We start from the raw sequence: 24167 nt of genomic DNA on the forward strand, positions 1-24167 counted from the left end.
TCCGTGCCCGGCGCGGCGGAGATGGTGGAGAGAAATACAGTGCAGTCGGCGTTTCCGGTGACCGCGGCCCAGCGCAGCATCTACTTCGGCCACCAGCTGGACCCCGTCGGGCACCTCTACAACACCGGCATCTACACCGAGACGCTCGGCGACGTCGACATCGACCGGGTGGTCGCCGCGTGCCGGTCCGTCCTCGACCAGGCCGAGACGCTGCACGTGAACTTCGACGTGGACGCCGACGGCGCGCTGGTGCAGATCCCCCGCCCCGGCCGGGACTGGGATCTTCCGGTGCTCGACTTCCGCGGCGAGGACGACCCCGAGGCCGCGTCGCTGGAGTGGATGCGCGAGGCGATGCGGACCCGCGTCGACCTGGCGACTGACCTGCTGTTCACCTTCGCCGTGCACCTGGTCGGCGACGAGACGATGCGGCTGTACCAGCAGTACCATCACATCGTCAACGACGGATACGGTATCTCGCTGGCGCTCAGCAGAATTCAACGCGCCTACGTGGAGGGCTCCGCGCCGGACCTGGCCGCCGAATGGTCCCTCGCCCGGTTCGTCGAGACCGACCTCGCGTACACCTCCGGCGCCCAGATCGGGGCCGACCGCGACCACTGGCTCACCGAACTCGCGGACCTGCCCGCCGTGCCCCGGCTGATCGACGCCGACCACCCGCCCGCGCCGGGTGTCACCCACACCACCGTCACCCTCGACGTCGATCGACGCCGCAGGCTGGAGTCGCACGCCAGGGCACACGGGCTGCGGCTGCCGGTGCTGATGATCGGACTGCTCGGCGGCTACGTCGCCCGTGCCACCGACACCACCGACGTCGTCCTCTCGCTGCCCACCACCGCCCGCGGCACCAGGGAACTGCGCGCCGTGCCCGGCATGGTCGCCAGCGTCCTGCCGATGCGGTTTGAGGTGCCCGCCGCCGCCCGCATCGCGGACGTCGCCGCCACCGTGGACCGGAAGATGTGGTCGCTGCTCAAGCACGGCCGATTCCGAGGCGAGGCGATCGGTCAGGCCCTCGCCGCCCGCAACCCGGACTGGCGCCCGCCGAGCATCGGCATCAACATCATGCCCGCGTCCACCTCCCGATTCCTGATCGGCCGCGAATCGCAGGCGCACATGCTCGCGTCCGGCCCGGTCGGGGAACTTGAGTTCATCGTGCTGCTGCACAAGGCGGGCGATCCGATCGAGATCGGCCTGCGCAGCCACCCGGACAACGCCGACCGCTGCGCCGAGATCGCCGACGACCTCACCGATTTCGTCGACGCGTTCCTCGACGGCGTCGACGAACCGGTGGGTGTGCTGCCCGCGGGCGGACCGGTCTCGACCGCGCCGCACGACGAGGACGGCGCCGGGCCGCTCGCGCTGCCCGCCGCGCTTGCCCGGCGCCGCGACGCGCAGCTCCCCGTCGACGCGACCCTGCGCAGCAGGCGCATCCCGCTCACCGAGTCACTCACCCGAGCGGAGCTGGTCGCCGCGGCCGGGGCCGTCCTCACCCGGCACCCCGCGCTCCGGGCGACGCTCACCGCGCCCGCCCCGATCCTCTGGCTGCTCGCGGTTCCCGACACGGTGGACGCCGAATCCCATGTGCATGACTGCGATCGGAACCCCGGCGTCCCGGTCGCGGACCTCGCGGCGCTCCCCGGGGTCGCCCCGGACCCGGCGACCGGTCACGTGCTGAGCATCGTCCGGGTGACCGGGGGCAGCGGCGAAGTGGTGCTGCTCGCGCCCGCCGGGCTGGTCGACGAGCGGTCCTGGGGCATCGTCACCGAGGACATCCGGACCGCACTGCGCTGCCTGCGCCGCGGTCGCGCCGTGACGCTGCCCGCCGTCCCGGTGTCCCTGAAGACCCACGTCCACCGGTTCACCGCGGAGGCGGCGCAACCGGCCCGGCTCGCCGAACTGGTGACCTGGATGTCGGTGCTCGGTCCGGGCGGCGAACTGGTGCCGCCAGGGACGGCGGGCGAGCAGGCGTCCGCCGCGGTGACGATCGGGGCCGACGCGTTCGCCGCGGCAACGACCGCGGTGCCCGCCCTGGTGAAGGGGGACCCCGTCGACGCCTGGGCGGCGGCGACCGCGCTTGCCGTCGCCCGCTGGGGCGAACGACCCACGGACGCAGGCGAACTGGTGGTCGACCTGTGGCGGGACGGGCGTGATCTTCCCGACACCGGCCGCACCGTCGGACCGCTGGACTGGACCGCGCCCGCGCGGCTGGTGCTTGCCGCCGACCCGCTCGACGCGCTGCGCTCCGCGAAGGAACGGATCCGCGCCGCTGGCTCCGCCGGGTGGCCGATGCTGCGGTACGCGAACGTGCAGGCGGGCCCCGCGCTCGCCGCCCTCCCCGCACCTCAGGTGTCGATCCGCACCGGAGGCGACCGGATCGGGACCCACGTCCTCGACGTGTGCATCCGACCCGACGCGGCGGGCGGCGCGCAGGTGCACTTCGCATCCGATCATGGGCTCGGCGGCGACGCCCTCGATCGGATCGCGTTGCTGTGGCGGGAGGCGGTGACCGACCTCGTCGCGCTCACCGGCACCGCGGCGCGCGGACTGACCCCGTCCGACCTGGCCCACATCGACCTCGGACAGCACGACATCGACCGCATCGTGGCGGTCGCCCCCGTTGTCGTCGAGGACATCTGGCCGCTGTCCCCGCTCCAGCGTGGCCTGTTCTTCCAGTCCGTGTTCGATTCGGGCCGGGACATCTACACTGCGCAGTTCTCCCTCGACTTCGGGCACCGGATCGACATCGCGCGGCTGCGGGCCGCGGCCGCCGCACTGCTGGAGCAGAATCCCACCCTGCGGGCCGGTTTCACCAACGACGGCCTCGCCGACCCGGTCCAGTTCATCGGCACCGGTCTCGAGGTGCCGTTCACCGAGGTCGACCTGTCCGAGCTGCCGCAGCAGGTGCAGGCGGCGCGGGCCGCGGAGCTGATGGCCGCCGACCGGGCACGACCGTTCGACCTGACCGCCCCGCCGCTGTGGCGGATGCTGCTGATCCACCTCGCAGGCGGCGTCGACCGCCTCGTCGTGAACCGTGAGTTCATCCTGTGGGACGGCTGGTCCGGTGCCCTGTTCGTGGACCAGCTGCTTGCCCGGTACGCGGGGGAGGCGGTCGCCGCGCCGGAAGCCGGGTTCACCGACTACCTCGCCTGGCTGGCCGACCGGGACCCCGACGCCGCGGCGGCGGCCTGGCGGGACACGTTCGCCGGATTCGACACCCCGACCCTCGTCGCCGGCTCCGTCGCGGGCCGCGCCCCGGTCCAGCCGACCCGGATCGAATCCTGGGTGGACGCCGAGCTCACCGCCGCCCTGCGGGAGCGCGCCCGCACGGCGGGGGTGACCCTGAACGCGCTGATGAACGCGGTGATGGGCCTGCTGCTCGCCGCCGAGTCCGGCAGCACCGACGTCGTGTTCGGGTCCACCGTCGCGGGCAGGCCCACCGAGATCGTCGGCCTGGACCGGGTTCTCGGCATGTTCCTCAATACCGTCCCGGTCCGGGTCACCCTCGACCCGACGGAACGGCTGGGCGGGCTGCTGCGCCGGATGCAGGACGAGTACGCAACGCGCATGGACCACGAGTACCTCGGGCTCGGCGAGATCCAGCGCGCCACCGGGCACGGCGAGCTGTTTGACACGCTGTTCGTGCTGCAGAATTTCAAGAACGCCGCCGAGATGGCCGCGCAGTCCGCCAAGCACGACATCATCGCCGAGGACAGCCTCGACCACACCCACTATCCGCTCGCCGTCGTCGTGTCCCCCGGGGAGCGGCTGCACGTCAAGATCGATTACCGGTCCGACGTGGTCGACGCGGCCCGCGCACACGGCCTGCACGACCGGTTCGTCGACCTGCTCGGCATCGTCGCCCGCGACGCGGACCGGGTCGTTGGGTCGATCCCGACACTCAACGTCGCCGAACTCGCCGCGGCGGATGCGCGGTGGCGCCAGCCCCTTCCCTCCGTCCCGGACACCACGATTGCCGAGATGCTGATCGCGACGGCAGCCCGGATGCCGGACGAGGTTGCGCTCGTGTTCGAGGAGCAGCGGGTCACCTACGGGCAGTTGGCCCGTCGCGTCGAGGGCCTGGCCCGACACCTGATCGGCCGCGGCGCCAGGCCGGAGACCGTGGTCGCGCTCGCGCTGCCGCGGACGGTGGAGATGGTGGTCGCGTTGTTCGCGGTGCTGCGCACCGGCGCCGCGTACCTTCCCCTCGAACTGGACCAGCCCGACGAGCGGCTCGCGGTGGTCCTCGGCGACGCCCGACCCGCACTCGCCGTCACCACCTCGGCGGTCGCAACTCGGCTGAAATTGGACGCGGACAGCGCAATCCGGCTCGACGAGAACCACGAGTGGGACGACCGCCCGCTCGGCGCCGCCGACCTCGGTGCGTTCGCGCCGGGCCGCCCGCACCGGCTCGACCATCCCGCCTACGTCATCTACACCTCCGGGTCGACCGGGAAGCCGAAGGGCGTCGTCACCCCGTACCGCGGCCTGACCAACATGCAGCGCAACCACCAGCAGGAGATCTTCGATCCGGTCGTCGCCGCGGCAGGGGGACGACGGATGCGGGTGGCGCACACCGTGTCCTTCGCGTTCGACATGTCCTGGGAGGAACTGCTCTGGCTGGTCGAGGGCCACGAGGTGCACATCTGCGACGAGGACCTGCGCCGCGACGCGCACGCCCTCGTCGGGTACTGCGACCGGGAGCGGATCGACGTCGTGAATGTGACGCCGACCTACGCCGCCGCGCTGTTCGCGGACGGGCTCCTCGCCGAGGGCGTCCGGGCCGACGGGGCCGCCGCGCACCGGCCGCCGCTGGTGCTGCTCGGCGGTGAGGCGGTGCCCGATTCGGTGTGGAACCGGTTGCGCGACACCGACGGAACCCTCGGCTACAACCTGTACGGGCCGACCGAATACACGATCAACACTCTGGGGGCGGGCACCGCGGACAGCGACACCCCCACGGTCGGGGTGCCGATCCGCGCCACCCGCGGACACATCCTCGACCGGTGGCTGCGTCCCGTCGTGGACGGGGTCGCCGGTGAGCTGTACATCTCCGGCGCGGGCCTGGCCCGCGGCTACCTCGGCCGCGTCGACATCACCGCAGACCGGTTCGTCGCGAACCCGTTCGAGCCGGGCGCCCGCATGTACCGCACCGGCGACATCGTGCGGCGCCGCGTGCACGGCATGATCGACTACCTCGGCCGCATCGACGACCAGGTCAAGATCCGCGGCTATCGCGTCGAACTCGGCGAGGTCGAGTCCGCCCTCGCCGGCGTCGACGGGGTTGCCCAGTGCGCGGTCCTCGCGCTGCCCGGTCCCGGCGGGCTCGCCCGCCTCGTCGCCTACGTGGTGCCCTCCGGGCCCGTGAGTACTTCTGGTCCCCAGGAGGGCCGAAAGTACTCACAGGCGCTGCGGGCCCTGCTGCCGGACTTCATGGTGCCCAGCGTGTTCGTGGAGATCGACGCGATCCCGATGACCGTCAACGGCAAGCTGGACGCGAAGGCGCTCCCCGTTCCGGAGGTGCGGGCCACCGCGGACGGCCGGGCGCCGGAGACCGAGGCCGAGCGGGTGCTGTGCGCCCTGTTCGCCGAACTGCTCGACCTGGAGACGGTCGGCGCCGACGACGACTTCTTCGACCTCGGCGGACACTCGATGATCGCGATGCGGGTGGTCAGCCGGGTCCGCGCCGCGTTCGACGTGCAGCTGACGATCCGGGACCTGTTCGACGCCCGCACCCCGGCGCAGATCGCGCGGCTGCTGCCGACCGCGGCAACCGCGCTGCCCGCGATCACGGCAGGCAACCGGCCCGACCGGATCCCGCTGTCCGCGGCCCAGGAACGGCTGTGGCTGCTCGCCGAACTGTCGGGCGGCGCGACGGGGCCCGTCCCGGAGAGCCTCGGCTACCACTACGCGCACGTCGCCCGGCTCGACGGACCCGTCGACGCCGACGCACTCGCCGCGGCGGTGCGGGACCTGACCGCGCGGCACGAGACCCTGCGCACCGTCATCGAGGTCACCGACGGCGAACCGCACCAGGTGATCCTGCCCGGGGGAGGGGAGCTCGAGGTCGTCGACGCCGCGTCCGACACCGTCGACGCGCTCGCCTTCGCCCGGCTGACCGCGAACTTCGACCTGCGCACCGATGTACCCCTCCGGGTCACCCTGCTGCGGGAGGGACCGGAGCGCGCCGTGCTCGTCGTGGTGCTGCACCACATCGCCACCGACGAGTGGTCCGACGCCCCGCTGCTCGGCGACCTCACCCGCGGCTACCTGGCCCGCGCCGCAGGCGAGGCACCGGACTGGTCGCCGCTGCCGGTGCAGTACGCCGACTACGCGCTGTGGCAGCGGGACGTCCTTGGCGAGAAGGGGATCGAGGGCCAGCTTGACTTCTGGCGGCAGACCCTCGCCGGCCTGCCCGAGGAGATCACGCTGCCCACCAGCCGCCCACGGCCCGCGCAGCCGACCGGGCGGGCGGGCAACGCCAGCACCGTCCTCGCGCCGGAGGTGACGCGCCGGCTGCGGGAGGTCGCCGAATCCCGCGGCGGCACCATGTTCATGGCGCTGCACGCCTTGACCGCCGCGGTGCTGTCCCGGCTCGGCGCGGGCGACGACGTGGTGGTCGGCAGCCCGGTGTCGGGGCGGGCCGACACCGCACTCGACGACCTCGTCGGCTTCTTCGTCGGCACCGTCGTGCTGCGCACCGACCTATCCGGTGACCCGAGTTTCGACGCCCTGCTCGACCGGGTGCGGGAGGCCGACCTGGCGGCGATGTCGCACCAGGACGTGCCGTTCCAGCGGCTCGTCGAGGAGTTCGCGCCGGCCCGCGTTGAGGGCCGCAACCCGCTGTTCCAGGTGATGGTCGGCTACCTGCAGCGCCCCGCGGTGCTGCCGGACCTGCTCGGCGTGCCGACGACCTGGCAGCCGCTGACGAACGTCCGGGCGAAGTTCGACCTGAACGTCACCTTTGTCGAGGCGCCCGACACCGGCGAGATCACCGTCTCCGCCGAGTACGCAGCGGACCTGTTCGACCCCGCCGCCGCGCAGACCATCCTGGCCGCGCTGGTCGCGGCCGCCGCCGACGTGGCCGCCGACCCGGCGGTCCGCCTCGCGGACCTGACGCTGCACGACCCGGACGCCCGTCGGCGGCAACGGGCGATCGGTGTCGGCGCGACCGCGGTGTACCCCGACCTGACCGTCGCCGACCTGCTCGCCGGGCAGGCCGCGCGCACCCCCGACGCGCTCGCGCTGACCTCCCGCGCCGGTACCCTCACCTACGCGGACCTCGAGCTGCGCTCGAACCGGCTGGCGCGCCTGCTGATCGCCGACGGCGCCCGGCCCGGCGACCTGGTCGCCGTCGCGGTGCCCCGATCGGTCGACCAGGTCGTCGCGATCCACGCGGTCGTGAAGTCCGGTGCCGCCTACCTGCCGATCGACACCGGGCTGCCCGCCGCCCGCATCGAGTACCTGCTCGACGACGCGGCACCGGTCCGGGTGCTGACCACCGCGGCGACGGTGCTGCCCGATGCCGCGGCCCGCACCGACCTCGACGATCCCGCGGTGCTGGGACGGCTCGCCGACCTGCCGGACGCCCCGGTCACGGACCGCGACCGGCGCGGACGCCTGACCCCCGGCCATCCGGTCTACGTCATCCACACCTCCGGCTCGACCGGCAACCCGAAGGGCGTCGTCGTCGCGCACCGCGCGGTGGTGAACCGGCTGCACTGGGTGCAGGACCGGCTTCCGCTCACCGCCGCCGACCGGGTGGTGCTCAAGACGCCCGCGACGTTCGACGTGTCGGTGTGGGAACTGTTCTGGCCCAGCGTGAACGGTGCCGTGACCGTCGTCGCCGGTCCGGACGACCACCGCGACCCGGCCGCGCTGGTGCGGCTGCTGCGCGAGCAGGCGGTCACCGTCGCGCACTTCGTCCCGTCGATGCTCGATGAGGCGCTGACGCTGCCGGTGCTGGATGAGGCGCTGACGCTGCCGGTGTTGGATGAGGCGCTGACGCCGCCGGTGTTGGATGAGGCGCTGACGCTGCCGGTGTTGGATGAGGCGCTGACGCCGCCGGTGTTGGATGAGGCGCTGACGCTGCCGGTGTTGGACCTGCCCGCGCTCCGGCGCGTCGTGTGTTCCGGTGAGGCCCTGCAGTACCGCACCGTGCAACGGTTCGCTGCGGCGCTGCCCGGCGCGGGGATCGACAACCTGTACGGCCCGACCGAGGCGGCGGTCGAGGTCACCCTCGCCGCGGATCTGTCCGCGCGGACCGGCGCCGACGGCGCCTGCGAGATCGGCGGGCCCGGCGCGAACGTGTCCCTGTACGTACTGGATTCGCGGCTCCGGCCGGTTCCGTCGGGGGTGGTGGGGGAGCTGTACCTCGGCGGCGTCCAGGTGGCCCTCGGCTACCTCGGCCGCCCCGCGCTGACCGCGGAACGCTTCGTCGCGGACCCGTACGGGGAGCCGGGCGCCCGCCTGTACCGCACCGGTGACCTGGTGCGCTGGACCGCGTCCGGTGAGCTCGGCTACCTGGGCCGGATCGATGACCAGGTCAAGATCCGCGGCATGCGGATCGAACTCGGCGAGGTGGAGGCCGCGCTCGAGTCGCTGCCCACGGTGCTCCGCGCGGTGGCGGCCGTCGTCCCCAACGCGAGTGGCGACCCGGTCCTCGTCGGGTACGTGCTTCCCGCTGCGGGAACGGCCGTCGACCCGGCCGCGGTGCGCGGCGACCTCGTCGGGACCGTCCCCGATCACCTGATCCCCGCGCTGATCACGGTCATCGACACCGTCCCCGTCGGCTTCACCGGCAAGCTGGACCGGAAGGCGTTGCCCCGGCCGGTCTTCGACACCGCCGCCGCGTCGCGGGCACCGCGCACCGAGTTCGAGGGACGGGTGTGCGGGGTCTTCGCCGCCGCCCTCGGAGTGGACACGGTCGGCATCGACGACGACTTCTTCGCGCTCGGCGGCCACTCACTGACCGCGATCTGCCTCGTCAACGCGCTGCGCAGCGAGCTGGGGGTGGAGCTGCCGGTGCGGGCCGTGTTCGAGGCGCCGACCGTCGCCCGGCTCGCGCCGCTCGCGCAGCGGTCCGGCCGCGGGGCACGTCCGGCGCTGGCGTCGGGGGAGCGGCCCGACCCGCTGCCGCTGTCGTTCGCGCAGCAGCGGATGTGGATCCTGGACCGGCTCGGTGCGGGTGGCGCTGCCGGCGCATACAACGTGCCGATCTCGTGGCGGGTGGCAGGCGCGGTGGACGTCGTCGCGCTCGCGGAGGCGGTGCGGGACCTGATGATCCGGCACGAACCGCTGCGCACCGTGTTCGCCGAGGCGGACGGGCGGCCGCGCCAGGTGATCCTGCCCGCGGAGGACATCGAGGTGGACCTCGAGCGGTGCACTGTGCGCGCCGAGGACGTCGCGGCCGCCGCGGCTGCTGCCGCGGCGCACCGGTTCGACCTGGAACATCGGGCGCCGCTGCGCGTCACCGTGATCGAGACCGGCGACGACACCGTCGTGGTGCTGGTGATCCACCACATCGCGACCGACGAGTGGTCCACCAGGGCACTGCTCACCGACCTGATGACCGCATACGCCCAGCGGCAGCAGGGCCGGGCCCCGCAGTGGTCGCCGCTGCCGGTGCAGTACGCCGACTACACGCTGTGGCAGCGCGAGATGCTCGGCGACGGCGCCGAACCGGGGAGCGTCGCGGCGCGGCAGGCCGCCTACTGGCGGGCCGCGCTCGCCGGCCTGCCCGAGGAGTTGCCGCTGCCCACCGACCGCGTCCGGCCCGCCCGCGTCAGCCATCGCGGTGGCGCGGTGTACCTCGCGCTCGACGCGGACGTCGTCGCCGGGCTGCGGGAGGTCGCCCGCGCGCACGGGGTGAGCATGTTCATGCTCGTCCAGGCCGCCGTCGCGGTGCTGTTGCACAAATCGGGTGCCGGCGTGGACATTCCGCTGGGCACGCCGGTGTCGGGCCGCACCGACAGCGGGCTCGAGGACCTGGTCGGGTTCTTCCTCAACACGATGGTGCTGCGCGCCGACCTGTCCGGTGACCCGACCGTCGCCGAACTGCTCGGCCGGATCCGGGACACCGACCTGGCGGCGTTCGAGAACCAGGACCTGCCGTTCGAACAGGTCGTCGACGCGGTTCTCGGTGCCGGCGCCCGCTCCCGGTCGGTGCACCCGCTGTTCCAGACGATGATCGTGTACCTCACCGAGCCGCGGCCGGGCGAGGGATTCGGCGGCCTCGTCCCCGAACCGATCGAGGTCACCACCGCGAAGTTCGACCTGTCCTTCGACTTCGTCGAGTACGCGGGCACCGACACCGTCGTCGGGATGGTCGAGTACAGCTCGGATCTGTTCGATCGCCGCACCGCCGAGCGTCTCGCCGCCGGACTCGAACAGGTGCTTCGGGAGTTCGCCCACCGCCCCGGCGAGTATCGGCTGGCGCAGATCGACGCGATCCCTGCCGCGGATCGGGTGGCGATGACCCGGCAGTGGAACACGAACCCGATCGACGCGCTCGCCACGACGGTGCCCGCGCTGTTCGGGGACGCCGCGCAGCGCTACCGAGCCGAACCTGCGCTGTTCGCCGGCGACGAGGAATGGACCTTCGGGGACCTCGCGGATCGCGTCAACCGGCTCGCCCGGCTGCTGATCGCGGGCGGTGTCGGTCCGGAAGTGCCGGTGGCGCTGATGCTTCCGCGCACCGCGGACGCGGTGACGGCGATGCTGGCCGTGCTCACGGCGGGCGGCGCCTACCTGGCGTGCGATCCGCAGGCCCCGGCGGCGCGGACCGCGGCGATCCTCGCCACCACCGCACCGGCGATGGTGCTGACCACCGCGGCGCTGGCCGAGCGGTTGCCGGACACCACCGCGACGGTGCTCGCCCTCGACGATCCCGGCGTCGCCGCCCGGATCGCCGACCGGGATCCGGCGCCGGTCAGCGACCGGGACCGGATCGCGCCGCTGCGCCCCGAGCATCCCGCGTACATCGTCCACACCTCCGGATCGACCGGGACACCGAAGGCCGTCGTCGCGGTGCACCGCGGGCTGGTCACCCTGTTCCACAGTCACCGCACCGACCTGTACCGGCCGACGCAGCGCCGGTCCCGGCGGCAACGCCTCAGGGTCGGCCACGCCTGGTCGTTCGCGTTCGACGCGTCGTGGCAGCCGCAGCTGTGGCTGCTCGACGGGCACGCGCTGTGCCTGGTCGACGAGCAGACGCAGCGCGACCCGCGGAAGATGGTGGCGCAGGCCGCTGCCCAGGGCTGGGACTTCGTCGAGGTGACCCCGTCGCACCTGGCGCAACTGCTCGACGCGGGCCTGCTCGACGGCGACCGGGCTCCGTCGTCCCTCGGCTTCGGCGGGGAGGCGGTGTCCCAGCAGCTGTGGGAGCGGCTCCGCGCGGTCGACGGAACGGAGTCGTACAACCTGTACGGCCCCAGCGAGAGCACCGTCGACGCGCTGGTGGCGCGGGCGTCGGACGCCGGTGTTCCGGTCGCGGGCAGGCCCGTCGGCAACACCCGCGCCCACATCCTGGATGCGACGCTGCGGCCCGTCCCGGTCGGCGTTGACGGGGAGCTGTACCTCGCCGGAGACGGCCTCGCCCGCGGCTACGGCGGCGAATCCGGCCGTACCGCTGAACGTTTCGTCGCCGACCCGTTCGGTGCCCGCGGCGCCAGGATGTACCGGACCGGCGACCGGGCCCGGTGGACCGCCGACGGCCACATCCAGTACCGGGGACGCGGCGACGACCAGGTCAAGATTCGTGGGCATCGCATCGAGCCCGCCGAGGTGGAGGCCGCGCTGCTCGCCGACCCCGCGGTCGCCGAGGCCGTGGTGCAGGCGCGGACCGACACCGGATCCGCGGTGCTCGTCGGCTATGTGGTCGCCGCCGAAGGCGGGGACATCGAGGCGGCCGCGGTGCGGCGCAGGCTGGCCGCGATCCTCCCGGACTACCTGGTGCCGACCTCGATCGTCGTGCTGCCCGCGTTGCCCACCCTGCCGAACGGCAAACTCGACCGGTCCGCGTTGCCGCGTCCGGAGCTCCGGGCGGCCGGTGCTCAGCGCGCGCCGCGCACCGCGACCGAGCGGGTGCTCTGCACCGTCGTTGCCGCGCAGCTCGGTGCCGACCGGGTCGGCATCGACGACGACCTGTTCGCGCTCGGCGTCGACAGCATCGGGGTGATGGAGTTGCTGAGCAGGCTGCGGGCCGCCGGAATCGAGGCCGACGCCGCCCAGGTCTTCGCGGCCCCCTCGATCGAGGATCTCGCTGCCGACCTGGACCGGACCGGAATTCACCGATGAACCACCGCACCACCACACGTCAGGATGAAGGGACTCAGATGAACGCTCGATGGACCAGACGGATCGGGGCCGCGCTCGCGGCGGCGACCGTGATGCTCGGGGTCGCCGCGTGCGGCTCGGATTCCGGCTCCGCCGACACCCCGACCGGTGCGGACACGGCGTCGGCGCAGTTCCCGGTGACGGTGTCCGGCAAGTTCGGCGAGTCGACCATCGAGGCGCAGCCGGTGCGCGCGGTGCCGCTGTCCCCGCAGGACGCGGACATCCTGCTCTCGCTCGGCGTCACCCCCGTCGCGTTCCCCGTCGACGCGCAGAACCGGGCCGCCACCGGCGGATCCGGCATCTGGCCGTGGCAGCGCGAGGCGCTCGGCGGGGCGCAGCCGGAGACCCTCGACATGGACACCGGGGCCGACTCGATCGCCGAGAAGCTGGCCGTCCTGCAGCCGGACATCATTGTCTCCACCGGCTTCTGGGGCCTCGACCAGTCCATCTTCGACCAGCTCAGCACCCAGTTCCCGGTCGTGCACTTCGACACCAAGGCCAACGGGGAGCCGTGGCAGGACTCGACCCGCAAGGTCGCGACCGCGCTCGGCATCCCGGCGAAGGCGGATCAGGTGATCGCGGACGCCGAGGCGCGACTGGACGCGGCGAAGGCCGCCAACCCGGCGATCGCGGGCAAGACCTACAACGCGGTGATCGGCGACACCGGCGGCCAGCTGTCCGTGCTGGCCTCCGACGAGCGCGGCATCGGCCAGTTCCTCACCTCGCTCGGGCTGGTGCTGAGCCCGTACGCGACGACGCTGCCGGTCGACGCCGACGGCCGGGGGGTGCTGTCCTACGAAAACATCAGCGAGATGAACGCCGACGTGGAGGTCGTCGTGTCGCCGACCGGTGACCTCGGCTACCTGACGAAGTTCGCGGCCTGGAACGCGCTGCCCGCCGTCCAGGAGGGCGCCGTCGTGTCCCTGGCCCGCACCACCGGTCTCCCGAACGCGGTCGGGTTCCCGTCGGCGCTCTCGCTCGGCTGGGCCACCGACCAGGTGATGCCGATGATCTCGGACGCCGTCGCCAAGAGCATCGCGGGCTGACGATGAGTGAACGCGGCGTCCTCCTCGACCTGCGGCCGCTGCGCGAGAGCGCACCGTTCCGGCGGGTGTTCATCGCCCGCACCATCTCGATCTTCGGGATCGGGATGCTGATGGTCGGGGTGCCCCTGCAGATGTACGACCTGACCGGATCGACATTCCTGGTCGGGCTCGTCGCCGCGGTCGAGGGCGCCGCGTCCATGGGCGGCATGATGATCGGCGGCACCCTCGCCGACCGATACGACCGCAAAAGGCTGATCCTGTTCGCCCGCACCGTGTCCGGGCTGACGTTCGTCGGGCTCGCCGTCAACGCGATGCTCGCGGACCCGTCGTGGCAGGCGATCATCGTGCTGTCGGTGATCAACGGGCTGATCGGATCGATCAGCATCGCCGCGCTGTTCGCGGTGGTGCCCACCCTGGTCCCGCGGGACCAGCTGGTCGGGGTCGGCGCACTGAACGTGCTCGGCGCCCGCGTCGGTGCGGTGGTCTCGCCCGCGCTCGGCGGCCTGGTCATCGCGGCGTTCTCGGTGTCCTGGAACTACTGGGTAGCCGCGATCGGCACCGCGATCACGATCGCGCTGCTCGCCGGGCTGCCGCCGCTGCCAGCACCGACGGCCACCGAACCGGATCGGCGCGGCGACGCGCCGCAGCCGGTGTCGATGACGCGGTTCATCCTCGAACACAGGGTGATCGGTGGGGTGATGGTGGCGGGCGTGATCGCCATGCTCGGCAGCGGAGTGCTGGTGCTGGTGCCCGGCCTGGTGGACGAACAGTGGGCAGGAGACTCCAGGGCCGCCGGTCTGCTCTACGCGGCCAGCGCGGTCGGAGCGGTGATCGCGACGGTGACCAGCGGATGGCTGAACCGCCTCACCCGGCCGGGGACGGTGCTGCTGGTCGCCCTCGCGGCCGGCTTCGCGGCGCAGGCCCTGGTCGGGTTCACCGGGGCCCTCGTCGTCGCGGTGCTGGTGCTCGTCGCGGTCGGCGCGATCGCCTCCGTCCAGGAAGTGTTGCGGTACGCCCTCATCCAGACCCACACACCCGAACACCTGCTGGGACGGGTGAACGGTCTCTGGTCGGCGCAGGAGGTCGCGGGTGTCTCGGTCGGCGCGTTGATCGCCGGGACGTTCGGCGGGGTCGTCGCCCCGTCGTCGGCGGTGGTCACCTACAGCCTCACGATGTGCGCCGTCGCGGTGGTCTTCCTCGTCGTACTCGGGTCCCTGCGTCGCACCGTCGCCGACCCGGCCGACGCGGCGACCGCGGTGCCCGCCTGACCCACCCGATCCCCGCCCGAACCCCGCCCACACTGCGAAAGACCCACCACATGAGCACTGCACTGACCAGGGGCCGCGTGATCGCGGACCTCGCCGCCCTGCTGGACCTGCCCGCCGACGAATTCACCGACGAGGCCGATCTCCTCGATCTCGGCCTCGACTCGGTCCGGCTGATGTCGCTGGTCGAGCGGTGGCGCTCCGAGGGCGCCGTCGTCGACTTCGTCGACCTCGCCTCCGATCCGCACCTCGGCGCCTGGGTCGAGGTCCTCGGTGCGAGCTGAGTGTCACCCGTGACACCGCGAGAGGCGGTGCGCCGCATCTGCTTCGGCGGTGGCGTCGGGGCGGTCGCGGTCGCCGCGCTCGGCGTCCTTCTGCACTACATCGGGCCGGAGAGCAACACGCTGATCATCGCGTCGTCGTTCGTGCCGGTGCTGCTCGCGGTCGGCGTGGCCGGGGTGGTGGCGCTGGCGGCGGTGCGAGCCAGGCGGACCCTGCTCGCCGGGCTGCTGGTGCTCCTCGCGGGCATCGTCACCCAGGCACCGCTGTTCGTCCGGAACGCTCCAGCCGCGGCCGCGGCGGACGGGCAGATCCGGGTGCTGCAGGCGAACATTCGGCTCGGTGAGGCGGACCCCGACGCCCTCGTCGACCTGGTGCGGTCGCGCCGGGCCGATCTGCTGACGGTCGAGGAACTCACCGACGCGGCGGTCACCCGGCTGCGGGCGGCGGGACTCGAGGATCTGCTGCCCGTCACGTTCCTGAAACCGAAGGAGTCGGGCGGCGGCGGCACCGGCATCTACAGCCGGTTCCCGATGCACGATCCGCGGATGCTGGGACGCTTCTCGATGGCGAACCTGGTCGCCGGAATCGACGTCGGGGAGGGGCGCCGCGTGACGGTGGTTGCGGTGCACCCGATGCCGCCGTACCCGTCGCCGTCCTGGATGTGGGCGGCGGAGATGTCGAAGCTCACCGGACTGCTGCACCGGATCGGCGGCGAGGGCGACCCGGTCATCGTCAGCGGCGACTTCAACTCGACGTACTCGCACAGCCGGTACCGCAGCATCCTCACCGGCGGCTTCGTCGACGCGGGTGAGCAGGCGGGCGCCGGGCTGGTGCCGACCTACCCGGCGGACCGGTGGTATCCGGCGATGCTCGCGATCGACCGGATCGTGCTGAGGGACGCGGTGGTGGGGGAGTACGAGCGGGTGGACCTGCCCGGCTCCGATCACCACGGCATCTTCGCCACCGTGACACCGCAATTCGACGGGACGGGGTTCGACGGGACGGGGTTCGACGGGACGGGGGCGAAGCGGTGACCCGGGTGAGTGTGGTGGTTCCGGTGTACCGCTGTCTGCCGTACGTCGAGGGCTGCCTGCGGTCGGTGCTCGCGCAGACCCGGCCGGTGGACGAGATCGTCCTCGTCGACGACCGCGGCGGTGACACGTCGATGGCGGTCGCCGAGCGGTACCTGACCGAACGGGGCGCACCGCTGCGCACCGTCGTGCACGACCGCAACCGCGGCCTTGGTCGGGCCCGCAACTCCGGCCTCGCCGCCGCAACCGGGGACCTGATCTGGTTCCTCGACAGCGACGACCAGGCCGACCCCCGGTTCGTCGAACTCCTCGCCGCGGCACTGGAGGACGGGTCCGCGGACTTCGCCTGCACCCGCACCCTGCGGGTCGACGAGGACGGTCGGGTGCTGCAGGTCGACGAGGAGCCGTACGGCGCGATGGTGGTGTCCGGCACCGACTTTGCGCACCGACTGGTCACCGGTCGGGCGAAGGCGTACGCATGCACCAAGCTGTTCCGGCGCGCGGTGCTCGGGGACCGGCCCTGGGACGAGGACCAGGGCTACGAGGACATGGCACCGCTGATGCGTATGTCGTTGGCGGCCGCGCGGGTCGCGCTCGTCGACGAACCGCTGTACCGGTACCTGTACCGGGAGGGATCGATCAGCACCTCGCTGAGCACCCGGACCCTCGACCTGTTCACGGTCGACCGGGACGTGCGGGCCGCGGTCGCCGCCGCCGGGCTGAGCGGGCGCTGGGCTCAGGAGCTGCTCGGGTTCCGGTACCGCGAGGTGCTGCGGTCCGTTGCGCATGTCGCGATGCGCGCCGACCACGTCGCACCGTCGCGGCCGGAGCTCTACGACACCGCTCTCGGCAGGGTGCGCGGCGTCGTCTCGGTGCGCGACATTGTCCCGCTGGTGCGGACCGGGCACCGCAGGGAGGCGGTATTCGCCGCGCTGCTCGCGGTGGCGCCCCGGCTGTACTCGACGATCCTGAGGTATCGATGAATGTGCCAACGGTGACCGTCCTCGTCCCCGCCTACAACGCGGGTCGCTACCTGCGTCCGATGCTGGATTCGGTGCTGTCCCAGGACTTCCGGGACTTTGAGCTGCTGGTGATCGACGACGGTTCCACCGACGACACCGCCGCGGTCCTCGCTGCGGTGCGCGACCCCCGGCTGCGGGTGGTGCGGCAGACCAACACCGGCCTGGTCGGCGCGCTCAACCGGGGGCTCGACGAGGCCCGCGGCGAGTTCCTGGCCCGGATGGACGCCGACGACCTGATGCCTGCGGGCAGGCTGTCCGCGCAACTGCGGGCGATGCACGACGACCCGGCGCTGGTCGTGTGCGGCACCGACTACGAACTGTTCGGTGCGCTCACCGGCCGGGTCCGGATGCCGCGCACCGATACCGCGTGCAGGCAGCGTCTGCTGCTGTCGAGCTGCCACTGTGGTGCGTCGGTGATGATCCGCCGGTCCGTGCTGGACCGCAGCGGCGTCCGGTTCCGACCCGAGTTCGCGCACGCCGAGGACTACCGGATGTGGGCGGAGTTGTCCGAGCACGGCAGGCTCGGCAACCTGCCGATGCTCGGGTACCGGTACCGGATCTACCCCGAGCAGGTCAGCGCCGTCCACGCCGAGGAGCAGCGGCGCGCGCACCTGCGGATCGCGCGCGAGCACGCGCTCGCCGCCGGGGTGCGCCCGCTGCCCGACCGGACGCTCGGCACGCTGCTGTGGCCGCGGCCCCCTGCCGGGGTCGCGGTGATCCCCGCGGCGGCAAGGACGGTCGCCGCGCTGGCCGGGCCCTCCGCCGCCGCGCTCGTCCGGCGCCCCGGAGTCGAGACGGCCAGGTTCACCGGGCGCAAGGTGGTGGAGGCGCTGGCGGCGGTCAGGAGGGGCCGGTAGCCGCGGCGACGGTCAGGGTGTCACCGGCGACCTCGACGGTGCGCCGCGGCAGCGGCTGCTGAGCGGGGTTGCGCACCACCGAACCGTCGGTGACCGAGAAGGAACTGCCGTGGCAGCCGCAGACGATCCGCCCGTTCCGGATCGACGAGACCAGGCAGCCGTCGTGCGTGCACACCGCGGAGAACGCAAGGAAGACCCCGGGTTCCGGTTGGGTCACCACCACCTGGTCGGCGGCGAGAATGACGCCCCCGCCGACCGGGACGTCGCCCACCGGGATCCGGACCGGGCCGGAGCGGGCTTGCGTTGGCTCGGTGCCGCCGCTCGCGCAGCCGGCGACGGCGAAGCAGCCCGCCGCACACGCTCCGGCGACGAACGCGCGGCGGGTCAGGGGCCGGCCCGGTGCAGTCATGGTCCACCACTCTAGTGGCGCCGGGAGGACTCCCCGGCCGCGCCCTCACCCCGAGACTGTTGGGGGGGTTCCCCCAGGGTGGGGCCAAACCCCCCCCACGGGCGCGGAGCGCACTAGATCGGTGATCGCCCGCCGGAGCGGGACCGCCAGCACTGCCACCGCGACGAGTTGGGCGGTCAACGACCCCAACCCGACACCGATCAGGCCCAGCCTCGGCACCAGGGCCAGCGTGACCGCGAGCGTGGTCGCCACGATCAGGATCTGCATGACGAGCATCAGCCGCAGCCTCCGCAGGATCTGGGCGAGCAGGAAATACAGCAGCACCACGGTGCCGACCAGGGAATCCGCCGCCATCACCAGCACCAGCCCGGTGGCCGCGTGGAAGTAGGCCGGGCTCACCAGGTACAGCACCAGCGGCCCGCCGACCGCGAGGCCAGCGGCGGACACCACCGCGACCGCCCCCAGCATCCGGAGCAGCCTGCGCAGCAGCGCTGCCCGGTCCGCATCCGGCGCGGATGCCTCCACCACGAACGACGATCCCACCGCGCTGCGCAGCAGGCCCACCGCCGAGCACATCGTCCACGCCAGGTTGAAGTAGGCGTTCTGCTCGGTTCCCAGCTGCGACACCACGATCAGCGGCAGCATCAGCGGAGTCACCGTCAGCACCAGGGTCATCGTGAAGTAGACGCCCTGGAACGCGATCAGTTCCCGCCCCGGCGGCAGCTGCGGCGCGATCTCCGCGCGACCGCGGGCAACGCGGAGCAGGTGGAACACCGCGACCGCCGTCACCCCGAACGCCAACACCGCCCACGATCCGCTGAGCGCCATCGCCGATCCTGCCCCCGCCAGCGCGACGACCGGAACGATCTTCAGCACCGACAGGGCGATGTTCTTGACCGCAACCGCCTTCGCGAGCCGGAGTCCGGTGAGGATCGGATCGGTCAGCGCGTACACGGCGAACGCGACGACGAGGAACGGGAACGCCGCGTACTCGGCGGTGGCGGCGAACAGTCGGGTGTTGGACGGATTCAGCAGCAGGAACAGCACGCCGAGCAGGGCAGCCACGGTGGCGGTCACGGCGAGCCCGCCGACGATCAGCCGGGCCGACGCGCGCCCGGCGACCGGAAGGAACCGCTGATAGGCGCCGCCGAGGGACAGGCAGGACACCGAGGCCAGCATCGTCGCGGTGCTGATCACCGCCGATGCCCGCCCCACCTCCGCGGTCGCGAAGAACCGTTCCGCGACGGCCCAGTACACCAGGCCGAGCGCCCCGGTCACCACCGACGACAGCATCAGCGCCGCGGCATTCGACTCCAACGCGGTCAGCCGCGTCGCCCGCGGGCTCACCGCGGCCGCGCCGGGTTCGCGGCGAACGCGTCGATCAGCGCGAGCGAGGAGTCGTCGACCTTGCGGGCGAACAGTGCCGGTGAGGCCCGCAGCGATGCCTCGTCGGGGGCGCCGAGCACGCGGGGGCTGATCGCGGCGGGGTCGGACCAGTCGATGTGGTGCAGGCCGTGCACCGGGTCGCTGCCGTCGGTGGCGCCCGGCCTGCCCAGCGGCTGGGCGATCCGATGCGCCACCGGGGACGCCGCGACGATCGAGTGGAAGACCACCTCGTCCGGGCACCGGGTGTGCCGGTGGAACCGCAGCCATGCCGGGTTGGCGGTGAGGAATCCGTGGACGTGCTCGACCGCCGCGTCGGTCAGCGACCACCACTGCGAACCCTGGAGCAGGTCAACGGTGTCGTCGACGCGGCGCGGGATCCGGCCGTCGAGGAGCCGCCGCCACCGGACCCGGTCGTCGGGGAAGTACCGGCGCGCGATCTGCCTGGCGCGCACGGTCCCCGGCTCGCGGACCCGGCGGTCGATGCGCAGGTACTCGGTGCGCCCGGACCACACCCGCAGCACCGTGTCGAGCGGGGCGATCAGCAGATCCGACCCCGACAGCAGCGTGAACCTCCGGTAATGCGAGCCCGAATCGGCTGCTGCGGCAAGCAGATCCAGCGTGGCTAGGACGACGCTCATGCCGCCCCAGCGGACCGGCCGCCTGCCCCGCAGGTACGTCAGCCCCGCCCGCTGCGGTGCAGCAGCGAGGAACGGGGCGAGGTCGGCATCGGCATCGACGTGCACGTACACGTCGATCGCCGGGTGCCGCAGCGACGTGAGGAGCGCGGCCAGCACCCGCGGCTGGTGGTGCGCGAGGACCAGCACCGCGAACCGGTCCGTCATCGGGTCGGCTCCAGGGCGGTGCGGACCAGCGCCGCCGTGCGGGCCACGTGCGGGGCGCGCAGCATTCCGACGTGATCGCCGGGAACCCGGTCCACCGCAACCACATTCGGCGCGACGATCGGCCACCACGCCGGATCGTCCGGGTTATCCTCGGCCATCACCACCGCGACCCGGCCGTGCCACGGGCGGAGCCGGTGCAGCAGCGCCACCCGCCGACCCACCTCGTGGAACAGGTCCCACTGCTGCTGGGCGGGCCGGGGGACGAGGCCCGCGGTGACCAGTCGGAGCCGGGTGCGCCACAGGTCGTGGCGGGACGGCGGCGCCGCCGCCACCGCGGGCGGGGTGTCCGCGGTCCGGGGCAGATTCGGCCCGCCGACCGAGAGCGGTCCGCCGAGCAGGGTGTCCAGGCACACCACCGCGTGCACGGTGTCCCCGGCCGCCTCCAGTCGCCGGGCCACCTCCGTCGCGATCACACCGCCGAGGGAGTGCCCGACGAGGGCGTACGGGCCGCGCGGCTGCACCCTGCGGATCTCGCGCAGGTAGCGGCGGGCGGCGGCGGCCACCGTCCAGTCCGGCAGCCCGCGGCCCTCGAGGCCGTGCGCCTGCAACCCGTACACGGGGCGGTCGAGTTCACGCGCGAGGGGCAGCAGCGCCAGTGCGGTGGAGCCCGCCCCGGCGACGGCGAACACCGGGGTGCCGGTCCCGGTCGGGGACAGCGGGACCAGCACCGAGCCACCCGCGCCCCCGGCGTGCGCGTCGAGGTGCCCGGCGAACCGGTGCAGGGTGGGATGGTTCGCCAGCGTCGCGGACGTGAGCGCCACCCCGAACCGTTCACCTGCCCGGGTCAGCATCTGCTGGGTTTGCAGCGAGTCCCCGCCCAGGGCGGTGAAGTCGTCGTCGCGGCCGACCCGCTCGACGCCGAGGATCTCCGCCCACAGGGCGGCGAGGTCGGTCTCGGTGCCTGCGGCGGGCGGGACCACCGGCGGCCGCGGCGCGGGCCCGGGCAGCGCGGACCGATCCACCTTGCCCCGCTCGTTGCGCGGCAGCGCGGGAAGCAGGACCAGGTGCGCCGGGATCATCCAGTCCGGCAATGCGGCCCGCAGGTCCCGTCGCAGATCGGCCGCAGATGGCGCCCGGCCGTCCGGCCGGACCGCGGCATAGCCGACCAGCGCGGGCCCGGCATCGGTGCTGCGCGCGAGCACCACCGCCTCGTTCACCGCGGGCAGCCTGCGCAGCGCCGACTCCACCTCCGCTGGCTCGACGAGATAGCCGCGGACCTTGACGGCGTCGTCGCCGCGCCCGACCAGATGCAGGTCCCCGTTCCCGTCGAACCGGCCAAGGTCGCCCATCCGGAAGTACCTGGCGCCTGCGGCGGTCACACCGAACCGGTCGACGTCGGCGCCGGCCCCGCCGTCGCGGTCCACGTGATAGCCCTCGGCGAGGTAGTCGGAGTCGACGACGATCTCCCCGACCTCCCCCGGCCGGACCGGCGTGTCGTCGGGGCCGAGCAGGCGAACCGTCTTGTTTGCGGCAACCACCCCGACCGGGAGGACCCGGTCCGGGATCGGCCGCTCCGGCGGAAACACATTGAACGCCAGGTTCCCGGTCTCCGACGAGCCGGACAGGTTGCAGTAGACACCGTGCGGCCCCAGCTGTGTGCGCAGCGCGGTCACATCGTCGCCGTGCACCGCCTCGCCGCAGGTGGTGACCAGTCGGAGCCTGCCGAGCGCGGGGCCGCCCGCGCACACCGTCAGCACCGCGCGCAGCAGCGACGGGGTGGCGTGCAGGGTGGTCAGCGCTTCGCCGGGGATCCACTGCGGCAGTGCGTCGCTGCCGACCTCGCGCGGGTCGAGGTAGTGCAGCGTCGCGCCGTTGAGCAGCGCGCTGACCACCACGTCCATGCCGCCGCCGAAGCTGATCGGCAGGGCCATCCCGACCCGGTCGCCCGCACCGATCCCGAGGGTGGTGTGAAAGTCCGCCGCTGGGTGAGGCAGCTGCTGTGGCCCTTGCCGCATCTTTTGAGGCGGGCCGTGAGACCAAGACGTGAACAGCAGCACCGCGGTATCGGTGCGGGCGACGGCGGGCAGCGGCGCGCCCGCATCGGCCGGTTCGAGGTCGGCGGCCCGGTAGCGGAGGGCGCCGCTGCGGGCGAGGATGTCGGTGCGGCGCTCGTCAGGAAGTCGGGAGTCCAGCAGCACCAACGGATTCCCCGACAGCAGGATGGTCACGATCGTGACGACGCAGTCGAGGCTGCAGTCGGTGTCGATCGCGACGGGTCGGCGCACCCCGCCCAGCCGGGACACCAGGGCGCGGGCCCCGGCCGCCGCCCGCGCGTGCAGCGCCGCGTAGGTGATCGACTCGCCGCGGCAGACCACCGCCAACTCGTCGGGCAGGGCCGCCGCCACCACCGCGAACCGCTCCCGGATCGACGTCCACGGCACCGCGAACGGCGCGTAGCCGCGCTGCGGCGTCGCCAGGTCCGGCGCCCCCCGGTGAAGGGCACCTGTGACCGGTTGGACGGGGTGAACGGCACCGTCACCGGGGAGCTCAGACACCGGTGCGGATCCCGAGTCGGGGAAAGAGCAGTTCCGCAACGGCCCGGGCCTCGTCGATCAGCGGCCACCCGGACAGGATCAAGATGTCGATGCCCAGCTGCTCGGACAGCTCCCGGATCCGGGCGGCCACGTTGTCGGCGCTGCCGACCAGGTAGTTGCCGGTGCCCTTGCCCGCCACGTCGAACGGCGGCTCGGCCCCGGTCCAGGTGGTCAGTCCGGCGGCCTGGTTCGGCGCGTACTCCAGCTCGGCCCGGGTCGGCAACCGCCCCGCGCGCAGCGCCGCGATCCGCGCCCGGACCTGCGGGTCGTCGGAGGTCAGCTCCGCCAGCGGGGGGAACCCGAAGCTGGTGAGGTTGCGGTCCGCGGTGGCGAGCACCGACGCCGGATCGGTCTGCGCGAGTTGCCATTCGAAGCGTTCCCAGGCCGCCTCCTCGGTCTCCCGGACCAGCACGCTCGCCAGCACCCCGAACCGCAGTTCCCGACCCGTGTCGGCGGCGGCCGCGCGGACCCTGCTGAACACCGTGTCCATCGCCTGCGCCGGGCTCATGAACATGAGGTACGCGTCGAGCACCTGCGCGGCGTGCGCGATGCCCTCCGGCGACGCGCCGGTGCCCCACAGCGGGACACCGCCGGGCTGCCGGGGCCCGGCGATCGCGGGCTTGTACCGCGGGCCGTACTCGAAGTGCGTTCCGGCGTGGGCGTCGGTGTCGTCGAGGTAGAGCCGCCTGACCAGCGACCAGTACTCCGCCGACATCGCGTAGCGCTCGGACTTCGAGTGGAAGCGGCCGTACCGGGACAGCACCGGGTCGGCACCGTTCACCTGGTTGTAGATCAATCGTCCGCCGGAGTACTGGTCGAAGACCTGCGCCTCCTCGGCGAGCAGTGCGGGCGGCTTGACGCCCGGGTACTCGGGGACCAGGAACCGCAGCCGCTCGGTGTCGGCGACCAGGGAGATCGCCTCCCGCGCGGTGGTCAGGGCGCCGAAGTACCCGAGCCGGTCGAGAGTGCGGGCCTGCTCACGCAGCGCGGCGAAGGACGGCGGGAAGCGATGCCGCGGATCCCACGGCGCCGCACCGTCGTTCGCCCCGATGTACCAGAGAACCTCGGGCGTCGTCGTGCTCACG

Annotated in this window: 12 protein-coding genes; 7 read left to right on the plus strand and 5 right to left on the minus strand. The window is 72.9% G+C overall.

All coding sequences use genetic code 11. The annotated features are described in order from the left end of the window. Positions 1-21: 21 nt before the first annotated feature. Genes ACWF62_RS00010 through ACWF62_RS00040 form a run of 7 tightly spaced genes read left to right on the plus strand, consistent with a single transcriptional unit; the run spans position 22 to position 17851 of the window. Positions 22-12309 (plus strand): amino acid adenylation domain-containing protein, encoded by a 12288-nt coding sequence (locus tag ACWF62_RS00010; RefSeq protein WP_452629272.1) that lies wholly within the window; start codon positions 22-24, stop codon positions 12307-12309. A 38-nt stretch (positions 12310-12347) separates the two neighbouring features. Next, complete coding sequence (locus tag ACWF62_RS00015; RefSeq protein ID WP_452629163.1) at positions 12348-13394, plus strand: ABC transporter substrate-binding protein; 1047 nt, start codon at positions 12348-12350, stop codon at positions 13392-13394. Positions 13395-13396: 2 nt separating this feature from the next. After that, positions 13397-14662 (plus strand): enterobactin transporter EntS, encoded by a 1266-nt coding sequence (gene entS / locus ACWF62_RS00020; protein WP_378505743.1) that lies wholly within the window; start codon positions 13397-13399, stop codon positions 14660-14662. Between the two features lie 50 nt (positions 14663-14712). Further along, entirely contained in the window at positions 14713-14943 is a 231-nt protein-coding gene (locus ACWF62_RS00025) for a phosphopantetheine-binding protein (protein ID WP_452629164.1), read from the plus strand. Positions 14944-14952: 9 nt separating this feature from the next. Beyond that, positions 14953-15975, plus strand: a complete 1023-nt coding sequence (locus tag ACWF62_RS00030; protein WP_452629165.1) for an endonuclease/exonuclease/phosphatase family protein — start codon at positions 14953-14955, stop codon at positions 15973-15975. Between the two features lie 5 nt (positions 15976-15980). Beyond that, complete coding sequence (locus ACWF62_RS00035) at positions 15981-16955, plus strand: glycosyltransferase family 2 protein (RefSeq protein ID WP_452629166.1); 975 nt, start codon at positions 15981-15983, stop codon at positions 16953-16955. Positions 16956-16966: 11 nt separating this feature from the next. Next, positions 16967-17851: a glycosyltransferase family 2 protein gene (locus tag ACWF62_RS00040; RefSeq protein ID WP_452629167.1), complete on the plus strand. Its 885-nt coding sequence runs from the start codon at positions 16967-16969 to the stop codon at positions 17849-17851. On the opposite strand, the gene ACWF62_RS00045 is transcribed toward ACWF62_RS00040, so the two are convergent. From ACWF62_RS00045 to ACWF62_RS00065, 5 genes are read right to left on the minus strand one after another with little or no spacing between them, the layout of a single operon-like run. Next, entirely contained in the window at positions 17835-18260 is a 426-nt protein-coding gene (locus ACWF62_RS00045; RefSeq protein WP_452629168.1) for a Rieske (2Fe-2S) protein, read from the minus strand. The genes ACWF62_RS00040 and ACWF62_RS00045 overlap by 17 nt on opposite strands. A 45-nt stretch (positions 18261-18305) precedes the next feature. Beyond that, positions 18306-19607, minus strand: a complete 1302-nt coding sequence (locus ACWF62_RS00050; protein WP_452629169.1) for a lipopolysaccharide biosynthesis protein — start codon at positions 19605-19607, stop codon at positions 18306-18308. After that, positions 19604-20488 (minus strand): beta-1,6-N-acetylglucosaminyltransferase, encoded by an 885-nt coding sequence (locus ACWF62_RS00055; RefSeq protein ID WP_452629170.1) that lies wholly within the window; start codon positions 20486-20488, stop codon positions 19604-19606. The genes ACWF62_RS00050 and ACWF62_RS00055 overlap by 4 nt, the downstream gene beginning before the upstream one ends. After that, the gene (locus ACWF62_RS00060) at positions 20485-23043 is read right to left on the minus strand and encodes an AMP-binding protein (RefSeq protein ID WP_452629171.1); all 2559 of its coding nucleotides are present in this window, start codon (positions 23041-23043) and stop codon (positions 20485-20487) included. Before ACWF62_RS00060 ends, ACWF62_RS00055 begins: the two co-directional genes overlap by 4 nt. Beyond that, entirely contained in the window at positions 23036-24166 is a 1131-nt protein-coding gene (locus ACWF62_RS00065) for an LLM class flavin-dependent oxidoreductase (protein WP_452629172.1), read from the minus strand. Before ACWF62_RS00065 ends, ACWF62_RS00060 begins: the two co-directional genes overlap by 8 nt. Position 24167: the final 1 nt, after the last annotated feature.

The organism is Rhodococcus sp. NPDC054953 (assembly GCF_053609225.1).

What these genes read in the sequence shown, in the direction of transcription:
- ACWF62_RS00015 (WP_452629163.1), top strand. Translation starts at nt 12,348, where the DNA reads ATGAACGCTCGATGGACCAGACGGATCGGGGCCGCGCTCGCGGCGGCG.
- ACWF62_RS00010 (WP_452629272.1), top strand. Translation starts at nt 22, where the DNA reads ATGGTGGAGAGAAATACAGTGCAGTCGGCGTTTCCGGTGACCGCGGCC.
- ACWF62_RS00045 (WP_452629168.1), bottom strand. Translation starts at nt 18,260, where the DNA reads ATGACTGCACCGGGCCGGCCCCTGACCCGCCGCGCGTTCGTCGCCGGA.
- ACWF62_RS00055 (WP_452629170.1), bottom strand. Translation starts at nt 20,488, where the DNA reads ATGACGGACCGGTTCGCGGTGCTGGTCCTCGCGCACCACCAGCCGCGG.
- entS (WP_378505743.1), top strand. Translation starts at nt 13,397, where the DNA reads ATGAGTGAACGCGGCGTCCTCCTCGACCTGCGGCCGCTGCGCGAGAGC.
- ACWF62_RS00025 (WP_452629164.1), top strand. Translation starts at nt 14,713, where the DNA reads ATGAGCACTGCACTGACCAGGGGCCGCGTGATCGCGGACCTCGCCGCC.